Annotated in this window: 17 protein-coding genes; 6 read left to right on the top strand and 11 right to left on the bottom strand. The window is 41.9% G+C overall.

The genetic code is table 11. The features are described from left to right. Nucleotides 1-26: 26 nt before the first annotated feature. The 9 genes from FG24_RS08690 to FG24_RS08730 all read right to left on the bottom strand — a co-directional run bounded on the left by FG24_RS08690 (nt 27) and on the right by FG24_RS08730 (nt 7,470). A complete protein-coding gene (locus FG24_RS08690) occupies nt 27-641 on the bottom strand; it encodes a DUF6134 family protein (protein ID WP_369797031.1) in 615 nt (204 codons plus the stop codon). 72 nt (nt 642-713) lie between these two features. Then, on the bottom strand, nt 714-1,490 hold the full coding sequence (locus FG24_RS08695; protein ID WP_081880966.1) for a DUF1295 domain-containing protein: 777 nt from the start codon (nt 1,488-1,490) through the stop codon (nt 714-716). Between the two features lie 4 nt (nt 1,491-1,494). Next, nucleotides 1,495-2,004 (bottom strand): DUF2878 domain-containing protein, encoded by a 510-nt coding sequence (locus tag FG24_RS08700; RefSeq protein WP_036302613.1) that lies wholly within the window; start codon nt 2,002-2,004, stop codon nt 1,495-1,497. Nucleotides 2,005-2,021: 17 nt separating this feature from the next. Then, a complete protein-coding gene (locus FG24_RS08705) occupies nt 2,022-3,095 on the bottom strand; it encodes an SAM-dependent methyltransferase (RefSeq protein ID WP_036302615.1) in 1,074 nt (357 codons plus the stop codon). Nucleotides 3,096-3,298: 203 nt separating this feature from the next. After that, complete coding sequence (gene clsB / locus FG24_RS08710; protein ID WP_036304144.1) at nt 3,299-4,453, bottom strand: cardiolipin synthase ClsB; 1,155 nt, start codon at nt 4,451-4,453, stop codon at nt 3,299-3,301. 5 nt (nt 4,454-4,458) lie between these two features. After that, a complete protein-coding gene (locus FG24_RS08715) occupies nt 4,459-5,214 on the bottom strand; it encodes an endonuclease/exonuclease/phosphatase family protein (protein WP_036302617.1) in 756 nt (251 codons plus the stop codon). A 74-nt stretch (nt 5,215-5,288) separates the two neighbouring features. Further along, the gene (locus tag FG24_RS08720; RefSeq protein ID WP_036302619.1) at nt 5,289-5,858 is read right to left on the bottom strand and encodes a peroxiredoxin; all 570 of its coding nucleotides are present in this window, start codon (nt 5,856-5,858) and stop codon (nt 5,289-5,291) included. 7 nt (nt 5,859-5,865) lie between these two features. Next, a complete protein-coding gene (locus FG24_RS08725) occupies nt 5,866-6,540 on the bottom strand; it encodes a hypothetical protein (protein ID WP_036302621.1) in 675 nt (224 codons plus the stop codon). Beyond that, nucleotides 6,541-7,470 carry a rhodanese-related sulfurtransferase gene (locus FG24_RS08730; RefSeq protein WP_036302623.1) on the bottom strand — a complete coding sequence of 310 codons (930 nt, stop codon included), beginning with the start codon at nt 7,468-7,470 and terminating at the stop codon, nt 6,541-6,543. A 511-nt stretch (nt 7,471-7,981) separates the two neighbouring features. Here FG24_RS08730 and FG24_RS08735 point away from each other — a divergent pair. After that, complete coding sequence (locus FG24_RS08735) at nt 7,982-8,683, top strand: hypothetical protein (protein WP_036302625.1); 702 nt, start codon at nt 7,982-7,984, stop codon at nt 8,681-8,683. A 343-nt stretch (nt 8,684-9,026) separates the two neighbouring features. Here the strand turns inward: FG24_RS08735 and FG24_RS08740 are convergent, their stop codons facing one another. Both FG24_RS08740 and FG24_RS08745 read right to left on the bottom strand, forming a co-directional pair. Then, nucleotides 9,027-9,644: a response regulator transcription factor gene (locus tag FG24_RS08740; RefSeq protein WP_036302627.1), complete on the bottom strand. Its 618-nt coding sequence runs from the start codon at nt 9,642-9,644 to the stop codon at nt 9,027-9,029. Next, nucleotides 9,641-11,137, bottom strand: coding sequence for a PAS domain S-box protein (locus FG24_RS08745; protein WP_036302629.1), 1,497 nt, complete (start codon nt 11,135-11,137; stop codon nt 9,641-9,643). Before FG24_RS08745 ends, FG24_RS08740 begins: the two co-directional genes overlap by 4 nt. Before the next feature lie 279 nt (nt 11,138-11,416). Here FG24_RS08745 and FG24_RS08750 point away from each other — a divergent pair, with 279 nt between their 5' ends. The 5 genes from FG24_RS08750 (at nt 11,417) to FG24_RS08770 (ending at nt 16,553) form a co-directional block, all read left to right on the top strand. Next, nucleotides 11,417-11,611: a Flp family type IVb pilin gene (locus FG24_RS08750; protein WP_036302631.1), complete on the top strand. Its 195-nt coding sequence runs from the start codon at nt 11,417-11,419 to the stop codon at nt 11,609-11,611. 146 nt (nt 11,612-11,757) lie between these two features. Next, nucleotides 11,758-12,327 (top strand): A24 family peptidase, encoded by a 570-nt coding sequence (locus FG24_RS08755; RefSeq protein ID WP_051901492.1) that lies wholly within the window; start codon nt 11,758-11,760, stop codon nt 12,325-12,327. 214 nt (nt 12,328-12,541) lie between these two features. Beyond that, nucleotides 12,542-13,864: an ATPase gene (locus FG24_RS08760; protein WP_036302634.1), complete on the top strand. Its 1,323-nt coding sequence runs from the start codon at nt 12,542-12,544 to the stop codon at nt 13,862-13,864. A 50-nt stretch (nt 13,865-13,914) separates the two neighbouring features. Beyond that, a complete protein-coding gene (cpaB, locus tag FG24_RS08765) occupies nt 13,915-14,787 on the top strand; it encodes a Flp pilus assembly protein CpaB (protein ID WP_036302636.1) in 873 nt (290 codons plus the stop codon). A gap of 245 nt (nt 14,788-15,032) precedes the next feature. Further along, complete coding sequence (locus FG24_RS08770) at nt 15,033-16,553, top strand: type II and III secretion system protein family protein (RefSeq protein WP_235189746.1); 1,521 nt, start codon at nt 15,033-15,035, stop codon at nt 16,551-16,553. Nucleotide 16,554: the final 1 nt, after the last annotated feature.

The following is a 16,554-nucleotide window of genomic DNA, read 5'->3' on the forward strand; positions in this document are numbered from 1 at the left end:
TTTGCTAATGTTGATCATGGTGTAAGTCATTTTAATTTATAGTAAATGTTATAACCTTCAGGGGTAATTGATTTCAACCCAACCCATTCCTGATGATCTGCTGTGTACCATAACTCAATGTTTAATTTTGGCTTTCCATGCAAACTGGCATTGAGCTTATAGTGAAGAGTTTCTGTTGCTTTACCTTTTACATCTAATACCTCTGCCCCAATTTTTTTGATTGAAACATCTAAAAACTCGGCATTTTGTGGATTAAGCAGATTGGATTGCGCTAAGATTTTTTGGTTCCAATAAGCAAACGTCATCGTACAAATAGGTAGGTTTTGTGTATTCTTTCCATTACCCACTTCAAAATGATTGGATCGGCGCAACCCTCTAACGATAGTCTTGGTTTTATTTTCTAAGGTATCTGCTTCTAAACTTTTTAAACAATTGTTATCCCAAGTTTCTATGGCTTGATGGTCGTATTGGTACGCATTAATAAATAGTACTTTTACATTAAATTTTGCACGGCTAGTGAGCGTTTTATCTTCACTTAATGTGAATATGTGTTCACCGATTTTTGATTTATCCAGATAGACGTCAAATGCCCACTCTTTGGCGTAAATGCTGTTTGAGGCTAATGCGATTAGCGCTGTCAATATAGCCTTACTGCATAGTAAATATGATGGCTTCATTGATTTTTAGTTCGCAAAATGGATTGATACAAAATATTAACTTTTACGTTTACCAGGGATAAATGCATTGGTGGTTTTGATGTATTGGAGATATTCAGGACGGCGCTCTGCAATATCTTTTTCTAATAGCGCCACGCCACTTACTTTGAGCAACAATAGTGTCATCAATATCACTGAGGGAAGTGACCACCAAGCACCACTGGCTAGCGCAATAAGGAATAATCCCCACCATACACAACATTCGCCAAAGTAATTTGGATGTCGAGAATAGCGCCAAACTCCAGTATCAAGCACTTTATATTTGTTAGGGGCGTGATGTTTAAATCTGCTCAGTTGCCAATCTGCAATTGACTCCAAAATAATGCCAAAGACGGCAATTAGCATACCCAGGATGTCGATAATATTTAAAGGTGTGGTAGAAGTGACTCCGCCTAAAATTGGTAATGAAATAATCCAAGCCAATACGGCTTGTAGGCCAAACACGATATAGATGCTGCTCCATTTGAAATGCGGCGCATTGTTTTTACGTATTGCAGCGTAGCGATGGTCTTCATGCGGCCCCCAGTTTCGCCACGTTAAATAAATGCATAAACGTAACGCCCAAATGGCTACTAAAGATGAAATAAGTATGCCTCGGTCACTTATCGTGCTGAACGACTCAATGTAAGCGAAACCCGCGACGAGAAAAAACAAACTCCACATGCTATCGACATGTGTCACGTTATTCCTGTAAACACTTAATATCCAGCCAATTAAGCCAAACCCAAGCATTGCCCACAACCCGTTTAAATATAGATCCAATATCATCGGCATCTCATCACCTCTTAATAGTATTCACACGACGAGCAATATAAAGTAGGGTGGGAGTGATAGTAGCCCAGCCAATAGCCAATACAACAAAAGATAATTGACCAGTGATTGTTACTGCACCTAATTTTTCAGCGGCAAGATAAGCTAATGGACCACCAATCATGCCAAAAATGATGCTTACGTAATATCGTTTTTGCATCCATGCAAGACTCATATTCAAGGTAGTCCCAAACGCTAGCCAAAGGGCTAAAATCCATACAGGTACGATAGATTGATGCCAACCATGATGTAGGTAATTGACTAGGTTAAATGAAAGTAAGGCTTGATCTAAAAATGCACCAATCACTACTGTGTACATTAGTAGCTTCAGTTCATTTTTCACGTTTTTAGACTTGCATAAATGCCAAGTTAATATAACCGCTGTGATCAAAACACCTAACCATGGCATCGCATTAGCAGTCCCCAATACACAGGCAAACCATGCAATTTGAAATAGAATGAAATTAAGCACTAGCATGAATCATTTTTCATCTATTAAGAAGGACGTTCGAATTGGTAGTGAGTTACCCACCATTCCTGACCATTTTTATAGCCAAACAACTCGGCACAGGCCATAAAAAATATGCGCCAACGGTTACGCCATTGCTCTACATGCTCAACCCCATAAGTGTTTTCTAAAATAGGGGTGATTGCATCATGTTGCTTGTCCATGTTTTCAAGCCAAGCATTGGCAGTTTTTTCATAGTGTGTGCCATCCCAGCGCCAGCGTTTCACTAATTGTAGGTCTGATTGAAAGTTCAAAGGTAAGTCATCGCTGGGCATCATGCCACCAGAAAAGAAGAACTGACTCATCCAATCATCATCACCCTGTACTTCAAATAAGTAAGGAGTGCTTTTATGTACAAAAATATGCATAAAAAATTTACCGCCCGGGATTAGCCAGTCATGTATTTTTTTGTATAGCACTTTGTGGTTGCGCATGTGCTCAAACATCTCAACTGACACCACTCGATCAAAACCACTTTTGGGGTGGAACTGCTCATTGCCGTAATCAGATGGGTCAAAATGGTTCATGTCACAGGTAATGACGCGTATGTTATTCAAGCCTCTTTCTTTTGCGCGTGCTGTAATGTATTCACGTTGAGAGTTAGCGTTGGACACTGCTGTAATTTTAGAGTTAGGATAACGAGCGGCCATCCAAAGTGTAAGAGAGCCCCAACCACAACCTAACTCTAATATGGTTTGCCCATCTTTTAAGTCAGCATGTGCGCAACTTAAATCTAAAGCATTTGCTTCAGCTTCATCTAGAGATTTAGTATCCGGTAGCCAGAAGCAGCTGCTATATTTTTTGTGAATACCTAAGCACAGAGAAAAAAACTCGGATGGAAGCTCGTAATGTTGTGCATTAGCAAGCTCTGGCACAAGCGCTACGGAAGCTGTATTCATTGCCTCGATAAACTTAGTCTGTATTTCAGCACTTTTTTCACAGTCGTTTGCATCGATTTCAGCTAAACGTTGTTTAGAAAGGTTACGGATGCCATATCTTATTAAGCAATCTGGAATTTTCCCATTCTCTGCAAGATTAATGGCTAAGCTTGTAAGCTGCATAGTGATCTTTCTTTATTTTATTATTGCTAGATACAGCGTATTGTTAAGCACCAGCTCAACCTTGAATGCAACAATCACGTGGCTGTATTTTTATAAATGCTCGACCAATTTGGTCAAGTATGGCTGGTTAAAGTTCAATGAAATTGAACAGATTGAAATAATTCAGTATTTTTGGTCAAGTCAGACCAGAATTTTTTAATAGCTTAATGTTTATCAGTGTATCCAATGACGCCTAAAAATAAGCGTACTAGACCATACGCTACCCAAGATAGTAAGCGCTTTGCAGTGTTACCTTTAGACCATTCATTCGCATTAATTTGATGCGCGCCGTCATTGATAGCAATGGCAATATCTTGGTGTAGCGTGGCTGAAAAATGTTTGTCTTTCACAAAAATATTTGCTTCTCGTGCTAAAAATAAGCTAAATGGGTCGATATTGGATGAACCTACTGTGGCCCATTCTTGGTCAATCACAGCAACCTTACTATGCATAAAGCTTTTTCGATATTCATAGATATCAATTCCATTTTTTAGAAAAACCTGATAAAAAGCATGGGTTGCAAACATTAAAAAGTATTCTTTGCGGCCTTGTAGCAGCAGTTTGACTTTGACCCCACGTTTGGCCGCACTGATTAAAGCCTTACGAAATCGCCGGCCAGGGATAAAGTAGGCATTGGCAATCATGATTTCATGCTTGGCACTATGAATGGCTTTCAAATACGCGGCTTCAATATCACGTCTGTGCAGTATGTTGTCACGCGTTACAAAAGCAGCTTTGATGCTTTCTTTTGCATAGTGAGTTGGTGTGCGAGGTGTAGGGCTAAAGGTGGGTTTACTGTGAAAGTGTAGCCATGCCAGATGTTGCCATAGTTTCTTTACACTATTTGCAATCACAGGCAACAGCGCCCCTTGTATACGTACCGCATAATCAATTCTTGGCGCGGTTTGGTGTGGGACATTATGGTCATCAATAATGTTAATACCGCCAACAAATGCAACGAGATCGTCCACCACCACCACTTTTTGATGTAACCTGCGTAGTCGGTTTTTTTTAAACGTCCATGGCGATATCTTTTGGCGATAAATCATGACATTAATGCCAGCGGCTCTTAGGGACTCAATGTAAGCTTGAGGTAATGTCTTTGAGCCGAACCCATCAATCAGCACGTACACTGAAACACCGCGATTCACAGCCCTCATCATGGCATCGCCAATACGTCTGCCTACCTGGTCAGCTTCGTAAATATAGGTTTGTAAATAAATGTGGTGTTGCGCATGGTCAAAGGCATGCTCAAGGGCAGGGAAGTACTCAACGCCGTTTCGTAACAGCTGAATATGATTTCCGCTGATGAAATGCATCACGCTTAATGCCCCTTGATTAATGTTGCAGATAACATTGCATGATCGGAGAGTTTAACAAAATGTGCACCGGAGTGAACCTCTACATGCTGAATTTTAAACCCGCGAGTATAAATACGATCTAGCCTTAGAATCGGCAGCCAAGAGGGAAAGCTACGTGCAGGCTTGCCTGTGTGATGATCAAACACCTCCTGCAGCCCAACCTGATGGGCAAAGTTTCTGCCAGAGCGCATGCCCCAGTCATTAAAATCACCTGCAACAATTAATGGGGAGTGTGGTGGAATCTGCTGTTGAATATATTCTCTAATCATCAACAGCTGTTGTTTGCGCCAGCGTGCAAATAGTCCTAAATGTACACATATGGTATGTAACGGCTCATTCCAGTTAGGTACGTGGATTTCGGTATGTAGCATGCCACGCTCTTCTGTGCTGTGTGCTGAAATATCGATATTGGTTGTTTTAATAATCGGGAATTTTGATAATAAAGCATTACCATGATGGCCTGCAGGGTATACTGAATTTTTGCCGTAGGCGTATTCTTTCCATACGGTATCCGCTAAAAACTCCATCTGCCCAGTTGTTGGCCACGCATCAAAACGCTTACTGTGGTCGTTATGCACATCACGCACTTCCTGTAGAAACACAACATCTGCATGTAGTTTGCGTAACAGATCGCGTTGGTGATGCAACGAGAAACTAGTATTAAAGTGTGTTAATCCTTTGTGGATATTGAAAGTGGCAATGCGGAGTGTATTGTGCACGTTAATTTCACTTCATTATTGGATGCAATTTAGATATCCCTAAATTGCATGCTAGCACAGAGTGATGCCGCTTGCTATTTGATCGCTAATGGGTTGTCGTGTAACCACGTAATGACATCATCCGCATTGCGATCTGGTGGAAATACAGGGTAAAACACTTTTGTAATCTGCCCATTGTCGACAATCATCGTTAAACGTTTGTACAGCGTCATGCCAAGAACAGAAAACGTTGGTAGCTTGAGTTGATCTCTTATTTGCAACGTATGGTCGCTTAATAATTGGAATGGAAGATGTAGTCGTTCGCGCGCTTCAAGTTGATATTCAGTTGACTGACTACTCAGGCCGAACACATTAACATTAAGTGCTTGTAGTTCTGCATAATGGTCACGAAATGCACAAGACTGTGGTGTGCAACCACGCGCTCCGGGTATTTGATCCCAGCCATCTGGCAAAGGAATCTCTGGTCGTCCTGTCATGGGGTAGATGTAGATCACATGTCTGGCTTTTAGCTCAGCCAAATCAATGCATATATTGTCTGTGCCTGTCAGTGTCAACGCAGGTAAGCTCATGCCTTCAAGATGCTGTGCTGCATTGTCATCAATGGGGGCTACAAGATCTGCTGGCAGTGCTGATAGGTTTGCCATGATGGGTCTAGTCTATAAAAGTAACTTCTATTCCCTGCTCTGACCCTAAATTTTTATCAGGATTATCTATCCAGTATTGATAAAACTCACGGATTACTAGCAAAAATAACTGCTTGTTTTCATCAATTTTAAATAAAGGTAACGTTACATCAACTGCAACCCGATAAACCCTTGCATCATCAGTGGGGGCGCCTTTTAATTGTAAAAGCAGTATTTTTGCAAGGTTAAGGCGGTTATCTAGCAGTTGTTGATTTGCGCCTTTATTTTTTAATGCCTCGGCGTAAGTAGTCAACAGCCTAGTATCTGTTATGTCATATTTCGCAGTTTTTAAATGGTCAGTCAGCACTTTAAGTGAGGTTGGTGTTGGCTGCCATTTTAATGGTTGTATATCAAAACCACCTTGTCGGCTAAATGCTGCGATAGCTTTGATGTCTTGCATCCAAAATGGATAAAACTCTCTAGCCGTATTCAGGCTGTCGTGCCAGATATCAGCAGGAATGGTTTTGATTACTTTTTCAATCGCCTTGCTGTAGGTTGAGCGCTCAAGCGGCTGATTTTTCAGTAAAGGAATAAATTGATCTAAAAATAATGAGCGCTTATAAAGCATGCCGCTCTTTGCACCTTTCTTTTCAAGTAGCTTGAAATAGGCGCTGATTGCTTCTTTTTCACGAGCGGTACACATCTATTTTTGTTTTTCACCAATATGTGTTTCACCACGTTGTTTTGCTAGGGCAACTTGTTTTTGTCTTTCTAGCAATCTTGTGCGTTTTTCCTCTGATACCTTATCGTAACAATGCGGACAGGAAACACCAGCAACGTATTGTTCACTTTTCATTTCTGCTGGCGATAGCGGATGTCTGCAGGCATAGCACTGGTCAAACTCTCCAACCTCTAAGTTGTGTTTAACAGCGACGCGCTGGTCAAATACAAAGCATTCACCTTCCCACATACTTTGTTCTTCAGGCACGGTTTCTAAGTATTTTAGAATACCGCCTTGTAAGTGAAAGACTTCATCAAACCCTTGGTCCAGCATATAGGAAGACGCTTTCTCACAGCGAATCCCACCGGTACAGAACATCGCTACTTTTTTGTGCTTAGTTTTGTCAAAATTCTTCGCCACATACTCTGGAAACTCACGGAAAGTCGTTGTTTTTGGATCAATTGCACCTTTGAAGGTGCCAATATCCACTTCATAGTCATTCCGTGTATCAATTAACACAACGTCAGGGTCTGAGATTAAAGCATTCCAATCCTCAGGTTTCACATAGGTTCCCACTTTTTTAGTAGGGCTGACGCCAGGCACACCTAGTGTAACGATTTCTTTTTTAAGTTTTACCTTCATGCGATAAAACGGATGTTCATCAGCAAAAGATTCTTTGTGTTCCAAATCTGCAAATTTTCCGGCAAATAGTGGATTGGTGCGCAAATAGCTCAGTATCTGATGAATATCATCCGGTAGGCCCGCAATTGTGCCATTGATACCTTCTTCCGCAAGCAGTAGCGTGCCTTTGATGTGGTGAATTTTACAAGCAGCAAGAATAGGCGCTTGCAAGGTTTCGTATTCAGGCAAGCTAACAAATTTGTATAAAGCGGCGGTCAAGTACTTAGGCATGGCAGTTGCAGTGATATGTAATACGGTATTTTAACAGATGATTTTATAAAAAAATGCTTATCTACATCAATGTGCTAGCGCGATAGAAATTAAGATAATGAGATATGTGCTTGCATCAATATCTCATTAATTCCCATACACACTTATTGTAAACAATTGTTAACTTAGAGCCTGAGTTAACTTTAATGCAAGCGTGTCGGATATTATTTCTGAAAATAATCATCATGCTGATAAATGACGTGTGGGTAACCTTAACGTCATCACCAACAACGCTCAAATACAAGTCATCACGCTCACCATTAGCCCGCATTATGCATAGAAACAGATGCCGAAGTAATCAAATCAGCATGTTATACAAGCCTCTATGCATCGTAGATTATGTTTGAGTGTAATGAAGCTCAAGTCTTACTAAGTAAATAAGACCAGCCACTATTCATTGCATAGCTTTATCTCATCAGTATTTTTATTCACTTAAACTTTTTATTACCACCCTCATAGGAATTAACTAAAGATGCAAAAACTACCTTTAACCCTTGTGCTATCTGCTTCGCTTGTGGTTGCCATATCTGCCTGTTCTACAACACCAGTCACACCGAAGAATGTTTTAAGAGATGCGGTATTAAATAGCCACGTCGCGGTTACACCTATTGCGAAACCAGCTGAGCTTTCAGAAAGAACAAAAGCACAAGCGGTTGGTAATTTCGTCGTGGCATCAGTTGTTTCCAGTGCGGTGGGCAGTAGTGCTGGCGCTGTGAATGCACAACAAATGCAAGCCAATATGCAGATAATGCAATCGTTTAATCAGAACTTACAACAAGCCTTACCAGATAGTTATGTGGTAGCAGCAGGCAAGGGTGCTGACTTAGCACTTGCAAAAAAACTTTCTAACTATCTCACTACTAAAGCACAGCCATCGACCCCAAATAATCGTGAGTTATCTATTGCGGTAAATACACCATTGTGGGAGCTAGGTTATGTATCTTTCCTTACCAGCCAAGATTACGCTTTGAACTATCACCTACAAGTTAGTGTACTGGAACAAAAAGAAGGAAAACTACATGCGCTGAAGACAGTTAGTTGTGCCAACTCGGCAAAAAATAAAATGCCTCTTGAGCAATGGAAGGCTGAAAACTATAAGGCTGTTGATATAAATGCTGAAGTGATTGTTAATGAATGTTTTAATCGATTTTTAGCTGAAACCGGCCTTAATTAAACTGTTAAAAAAGTAATTAGGGACAGACCAAGATTAATGATGACGCTTCAATGTGCTGGATTTAAGAAATGAGGTCTGTTCCCTATCGTTAAAGATTGATATGAAAGCTGAGCATAGTATTATTATTTTAATAATATGTATTTTTGATGGATTGCTGGATGAGTTGTAGTAGGCATTGATGTTAAGAACTTAAATCATGTACAAATCAGTGGATCAGGCACCATCAACTTTTAAATGGATTGCATAGGTCAACTTAACCTGAGTTAAGTATTTGAAGTAAAAATGACTTATTTAAATATCCTCAAAATGGATGCGGCATGCGTGCTAAGTCACCACACAAGACCTACTCTTTTAAGCCGCTTTTATGGGCGATACGTGCTAAATCCAGCACATGATTTGCGCCAGTTTTATGCATGATGTTAGATTTATGAATTTCTACAGTGCGATGGCTAATGCCAAGCTTTCGTGCGATGTCTTTATTGTGATGTCCTTGGATTGCCAACAACATTACGTCATATTCTCGCTCGGTTAGGCTGGCGATGCATTTTTCAGCTTCTTTACAGCTGGCGCTTTCTGCGAGTGTTTTCTGTGACTCCATCATCGCGGTGGTGACAACGTTGATTAGTTTTTCTCGTCTTACTGGTTTTGTTAGAAAATCTATCGCGCCAGCTTTAATGGCTTTAACGCTGGTTGGAATATTGCCGTGACCTGTTAAGAAAATAATCGGTAGTGATATGTTGCGTTTTGCGAGCTCTTCTTGCAGTTGCAGGCCGTCCATATCTGGCATTCGGTAGTCGATAATTGCACATCCTGAGCATTCTTGTGGGCAAACGGCTAGAAATGCCTCTGCGCTTTCAAATGCCATCACTGGAATATTTTCTTGGGCAATCATCAGTGCTAATGAGTCGCGAATCGCATGGTCATCATCAATAATATAAACAGTAGGGGTTGTGGTTTTCATTGTACAAATGGAAGCGTGAAGTGAAAGGTTGCACCTATTTTGATATCGGGATCTAACCAGAGTTGGCCACCATTAGCTTCTGCTAATGTTCGACTAATGGCAAGCCCCATGCCGATACCTTTAGGTTTTGTGGTAAAAAATGGTTCAAATATACGTTTGGCAATTTCGTCGCTAAGGCCCGGGCCAATATCTTGTATGGTGACATGCGCCATATTGATATTTGAGTTAGTGCGAACGGTAATGCTAATTGCCGATGATGTTGTTTCTGCATCACGCATCGCTTCAACCGCATTTCTTAACAGGTTGACTAATATTTTTAGCACTTGAGTTTTGTTACCTAGTACCTGCCGCATGTTGGTTTCCAACTTTAACATTGGATGAAAATCGGAGTATCCATAACTTTTTGCGATGACCAACGCTTCTTTTACAGCATGATTAATGTCTAGGTGGTCTCTGATTAATTCGCCTTTTTGCAGAAAAGCGAGTAGTTCGTGCAGGCTGCCACCAGCACGTTGCGCTTGTGTTACACAGCCTTCTAGCGCACGTCTTAGGCTGTTTGAATCAATAATATTTTGCTCTAGTGCGTGTAGTGCCACTTCGCTATAGGCTGAGATTGCAGTTAACGGTTGGTTAATTTCATGTGCAATGGCTGAAGCAGTTTGTGAGGCAACTTCTTTTGCAAAAAGTGTTTCAGTTTCGGTATGTTGATCTTGCAGTTTCTTTTCAAGCAGTTTTTGCTCGGTGATGTCTCTTGCTACGCCCAATAGTCTAGTTGCATGGCCATCTTTAAAATGTGCTTTGCCGATTGCGGATACCCAGTGTATTGAATTGTCTGCTGGGTTGATGACACGGTACTCTACGTTAAACTCACCATCACTTGCCGGGTCGGTTGCATGGCGCATGGCTGACTCTCTAAGCGCACTGTCTTGTGGGTGGATCATTGAAACTTTTGTGTCATATTGATCTGCTTGTTTGGGGTCTGCTCCCCAGAATGCGAGCAATTGATCATTTTCGTTGCGCATCTCTAGATTTGCATCAAAGTCGAAAACATTTAATCTCGCAGCTTTTTTTGCAAGTCTTAACCGTTCTTCGCTGATGCGTAAGGCTTGTTCCATTTCTTGGCGTTTATATACGGTGTAAAAAGTGACTAGTATATAAAGCTGATCTTCATGGTGAATGGGGCTAAGCCCGATATCGATGGCGAGCTCTTTGCCATCTTTGGTTAATACAAAAAGCTCATTCCCACTAGCCATGGGGCGTTTTTCTGGGTTTTGTATAAAGGCCATTCGATAGCGGCGGTGATGGTCTCGATAGCGCTGAGGGATGAGCGCCTCAACTTCAAGGCCGATGATTTCTTGTGCTGTATAACCTAACAGCTGCTGTAGTGCAGTGTTTGCTTGAGCCACTTGCCCAGTGCTGCTCATTAGTAACATCGCATCAGCGACTGCGTCAAACAAGGTTTGAAAGCTTAAGCTCTGTAATGGGTAGGCCAAGAAGAATCCTTATCAAATATCGAGATACACATAAGGTAACTTGCTGATTCATTATAGATTAAAAGTTAATTGATGTGTGTTTTATACAACCGCTCTAACAGGTTAAGTGCTCGCTCGTATATTAGTGCTTGATTGATTGCAGTAGATTACGCATATCGGCGTAATAACATGGCTGATAAAGGAATAATAAAAATTAATTGCCGCAAGGTGAGGAAACACTAAAGCAGTAAGCAATTGTAGTTTTGTAGCACGTATTTTTCAATAAAAAGGAGTTTCAAAATGAAAAGTTTATATTTAGGTTTACAGCGTTTCATTAACGACGAAGAGGGCGTTACTGCTATTGAATATGCGTTGATTGCAGCGCTTATTGCGGTAGTGATTATCGCCGCTGTGACAACAACAGGTGATCGTGTTTGCGAAACTTTCAGAAGTGTTGCAACTGCACTCGGTGGTACACCTGCAGCTTGTCCATAGTGGCATATGGGACGGCAATTGTAGTCTTGATGTGTAGTAATAAACCGATGTTACTTGGAATTTCCAAGGGGGATAGGTGACATTAATCAAGGCTACGATTGCTAGCTGTATTGATTGAAGATTTAGCAAGGTGAAGAGGTGCCAAAATGACGCCAAAACTGATGGGTTTGTTAGCGATACTGCCAATGGTTTTGTTGCTGTTATTGGCAGCTAGACAGGATGTTAGCAGCCACCGTATCTCTAACAAAATAGTGTTAATTGGCGTAGTGCTTGGTGTTGTTTTAAATGGAGTATTACCTGAAGGCTGGGGATTTAATACACAGATACCTGGTGCATTAGGTTGGTTGGCTGCACTGAAAGGGTTTGGGGTAGGGATGGCAGTATTGTTACCACTTTATTGGTTACGTGCTATGGGTGCAGGAGATGTGAAGTTGATGGGGATGGTAGGTGCTTTTTTGGGTCCTAATGATGTGTTAGGCGCTGTGTTAGCAACATTTGTAGTAGGAGGCGTGATGGCGATATTGGTGGTGATGTGGTCAAAACAGTTAGGGCCTATGTTGCAAAACGTTAAGCTCATGCTCTACGGTAGTGCGGTTAAATTGAGCGCGGGTCAGGCACCGTTGATGAATGATTTACCAGTTTCGGTAGGAAAGTTACCTTATGCAGTAGCAATTACATTAGGCACCTTTGCTTACCTGATTTGGCAGCGCTTGTAGTGATTGGGTATGACATTACTAGGTATGACATTGATAGTGAAGAAACTAAATGTTAATGAGTAAGTTGATGTGATGGAGAGTTAAAGCGCGCTATGTTTGGTTATTAAGTTTGCTTGTTAAGTTTACGTATTGGTTAAGTGAGGGTGTAGCCCGAAACGAATAAAGATAATACAAAAAATAAATTAAAAAATTAACCGAAAAAGTGAATGAGATCATGAAAATAGGCCTCACAGAACATGCGCAGCAAGAGCAGCAAGAACGGCGTAAAACCTTAGTTCCGATGCAGCCGCGCACTATTGATGAAACTGGGCTTAGTTTTCAATTTATTGTAGAGCTTTTGACAAAAGCTTTATTTTTACGTGGCCAGATGCGTTTAATGGATCTGGTTTTTTACGCCAAATTACCCGTTGCAGTACTTGAGCCATTGCTTGCATTTATGCGGACAGAACGCATGTGCGAGGCTGTGCGTAGCAGTGAAGCGGAAACAGCGATTGCTTATAACCTCACTGAATTGGGACGGTTACGGGCAGAGGATTATCTACGTAAAAATCAATATGTGGGTCCTGCACCCGTCAGTTTATCTTCTTATATCAAACAGGTTCGACAGCAGTCCGTCACTAACATGCATGTGACACGTGAACAGTTGGCTCATGTGTTTGATGGTTTAGTCATTAAAGAGCGCATTCTTAAACAATTTGGCGCAGCCATGAACTCTGGCCGCGCGATATTTGTATATGGGCCCGCTGGTAGCGGTAAAACGTTTATTGCAGAACATTTGGCTGGCTTGTTATCAGGAGATGTTGCGATTCCACATGCAATTGTGGTGGATAACGAAGTGATTCAGGTATTTGATCCGCTTAGTCATCGTCAATCTTTACCAGAAGATGATGTTGGCGGCCTCAGCCTAGACAGAAGAACGCAGTCAGACCAGCGCTGGGTGACATGTCACCGGCCTGTGATTAAAACTGGTGGCGAGTTAACGCTTTCCATGTTGGATTTAGATTTTGATGAGAGCGCTCGCTTTTATCAGGCTCCCCCTCAAGTAAAGGCCAATAATGGCTTGTTAATTATTGATGATTTGGGTCGTCAGTTGACGCCAGCCATCGATATTATGAATCGTTGGATTGTGCCGCTAGATCGTCATGTAGATTATTTAGCGTTACATACCGGCAAAAAGTTCATGTTGCCCTTTGATGTGATTGTGGTGTTCTCCACTAATTTAGCCCCTAGCAAACTGGCAGATGAGGCGTTTTTACGTCGTCTTGGTTACAAAATTTATGTTGGGCCATTAAGCGAGGATGAATATCGCGTGATTGCTAAACAGGTTTGCGATGAGATTAATATTCCATTTAGCGAAGAGGGGTTTAATTACCTTTTGCATGAGCATCATTACAAGACAGGTAGGCCATTATCTGCCTGTATCCCTAGAGATATATTGGAGCAATTAAGAGATATAGCACGTTATGAGAATCAGCCGGCAACCATGAGTAAAGATTTGCTGGATTGGGCATGGAATAACTATTTTGCCCACGATTAATGAATGCGTCACGACATGTTGATGAGAACAGAAAATAAAGGGGATGACAGATGAAAAATCCAAGAGCATTTTTAATGATTGTGGTTTCAGTCGGTATAGGGTTAGGTGCTGTTGTATTGGCCTCACGCTGGATCTCTCAACAAACGGCTACGATGGCCTCTAGTAAAGTGGTTGTGGCAGCCATTGATATTGATTTAGGTACGCCACTTACACCGCAAATGCTTAAGTTGGCTGATTGGCCAAGAGGAAGCGTGCCTGCAGGTGCGACTGAAGATATGAAAACTTTAGATACGAGGGTAGTGAAAACTAGTTTGTTACGAGGTGAGCCTGTGCTGGAGTCTAAATTGGCACCGCTTGGCGCAACCGGTGGTTTGTCTGCAGTGATTGCGCAGGGTAATCGCGCCATGACTGTTAGGGTGAATGATGTGGTGGGTGTGGCTGGTTTTGCTTTACCCGGTAATTATGTCGATATTGTAGTGAATACCGAGGATGAAACAGTCAAGGCTGAGAATGTGAACAAGAGCATTTCAAAAATTGTACTTGAGCACATTATGGTGTTGGCTGTGGCACAAGAGCAAAACCGAGACGAGACTAAACCTAAAGTGGTGAATGCAGTGACACTTGAGGTGACACCAGATCAAGCAGAAAAGCTAGACCTTGCACGCAGTGTTGGCACTTTGTCATTGGTGTTGCGTAACCAGATTGATACCAGTGTGGTGACTACCGAAGGATCAACCAAGAAAGACCTGCTTAATCGTGTAGAGCAACCGATGGTGGCGCTACAACAACCTCAGGTTAAAACGGTTGTGAAGAAAGTGTCTGTACGTAAAGTGTCTGCAGTAAGAAAACCATCTTTTGAACAGGTTGAGGTAGTACGTGGTGCAACCAAGACGGTTGAGGAGTTTAAACCTGCTGCTGAGTAACCTTTTCGTTTAAATGTTCATGAGGCATTAATGAATTGAAGGATGAGTTGAAGCGCTTAGTTTCAAAAGACAGTGAGATCGAAGCAATGGTGATGGGTTAAGTGGGTACTGTGAGGTGAATACTTAGGCAGCGCCTAGCTCGTATCGAAATTTGGAAGCGAAACGGCATATTGTCAGGGAGAAATGAGATGAACAAGCACAAGATCAGACGCGATCAGTTTTTACACAGTCAGTTAAGGAACTGTGTGAGTAATCTTTTGGCTGCCATGTTAGGAATGACGTTGCTTTCAATGGCACCAGTATATGCAGCGGAACCTCAAGTAGGTATGCAAAATATTTTGGTAGCCGCGGTAACACCCAAGAAAGCAGTTCGGCCTGTGCCATCTTCTACAGAGATTGTGCCTAGCGTTGAGCTCTCTCTCGGGCAATCGCATTTAGTGAGATTGCCTGCCGGTGTCAATCTGCAACGGGTAAAAGTGGACGACGAAAAAGTGGTTCAAGTAGATGTTACTAGCCCGCGAGAGGTGGTGTTACATGCTAAATCCATCGGCTCTACCATGGTGATTATTTTAGATAAATCAGGCCAGTCTGTGGTGATGGATGTAAGGGTCGTTGCTGTTACTACCGCAATGGATGCTGTTTCCTTACAGGCTAAATTACAGCAAATCATGCCGAATGAAAAAGGCATTAAAGTTAGTACAGCGTCAGATTCTTTGGTGCTTAGTGGCACGGTGGCAGATGCTGTGAAAGTAGATAGAGCCATGGCGCTGGCAGAGGCTTATGGTGGTAAAGATAAGGATAAAAAAGTTATTAACATGCTACAGGTAGCAGCACCACAACAGGTGATGCTTGAAGTGAAAATGGCTGAAGTATCAAAAAACCTGTTAGATAAGCTGGGAGCATCATTTGGAGCCTCTCGTAGTAATGGCGGTGTTGCTTATGCTATTGCTTCTGGATTTTTAAGCCTGACTGGGGCTGATCCATTATCTCCAGGTGGTTTGTTAACAATTACGCACGGTAGTAAGGCAATTAAAATCGATGCCGAGAACAAAGATGGTGTGGTTAAGATTTTAGCTGAGCCTAATATTATTGCCATCAGTGGGCAAGAAGGTAGCTTTTTGGCGGGCGGTAAAATTTTCATCCCTGTACCACAAAATAATGCAGGTGGTGGTGCTTCTGTACTTACCTTGGAAGAGCGTGATTTTGGTGTTGGCCTCAAATTTACCCCGACAGTGTTAGAAGAGGGAATGATCAACTTAAGGGTAGCACCGGAAGTTTCAGAGCTTAATCAAGGCGGTACGACAGTGGGTGGTAGTGTGTTTCCATCATTTACCGTTAGGCGTGTTTCTACCACAGTGCAACTTCGTGATGGTCAAAGTTTTGCCATTGCTGGTTTGATCAAAAACAATGTGACAGAGAACATCCGTCGCTTCCCAATTTTAGGAGAGATTCCAATTCTTGGCGCGTTGTTCAGAAGCAGTTCTTTCCAAGAAGATAAAACTGAGTTGTTGTTTGTGGTGACACCTAGGTTGGTAAAACCATTACCACCTAACTATGCGTTGCCTACCGATAGCTTTAACCCACCAAGTAAAACAGAGTTTTTCTTGAATGGGAAGTTAGAAGGTAAACCTGCTGAACCTGACAATGGTAGCCCAGCATCAGATAGCTCAGCAACTGATAGCCCAGCACAAAGCGCACCTGCACCTCAGCCAAATACGGCAGTGCCAGCGCCAAGTGGGGCACAAGATGGCTTTGAAGTGAAATAAG

Origin of the sequence: Methylotenera sp. L2L1, from assembly GCF_000744605.1 — a bacterium.
GTDB lineage: Bacteria > Pseudomonadota > Gammaproteobacteria > Burkholderiales > Methylophilaceae > Methylotenera.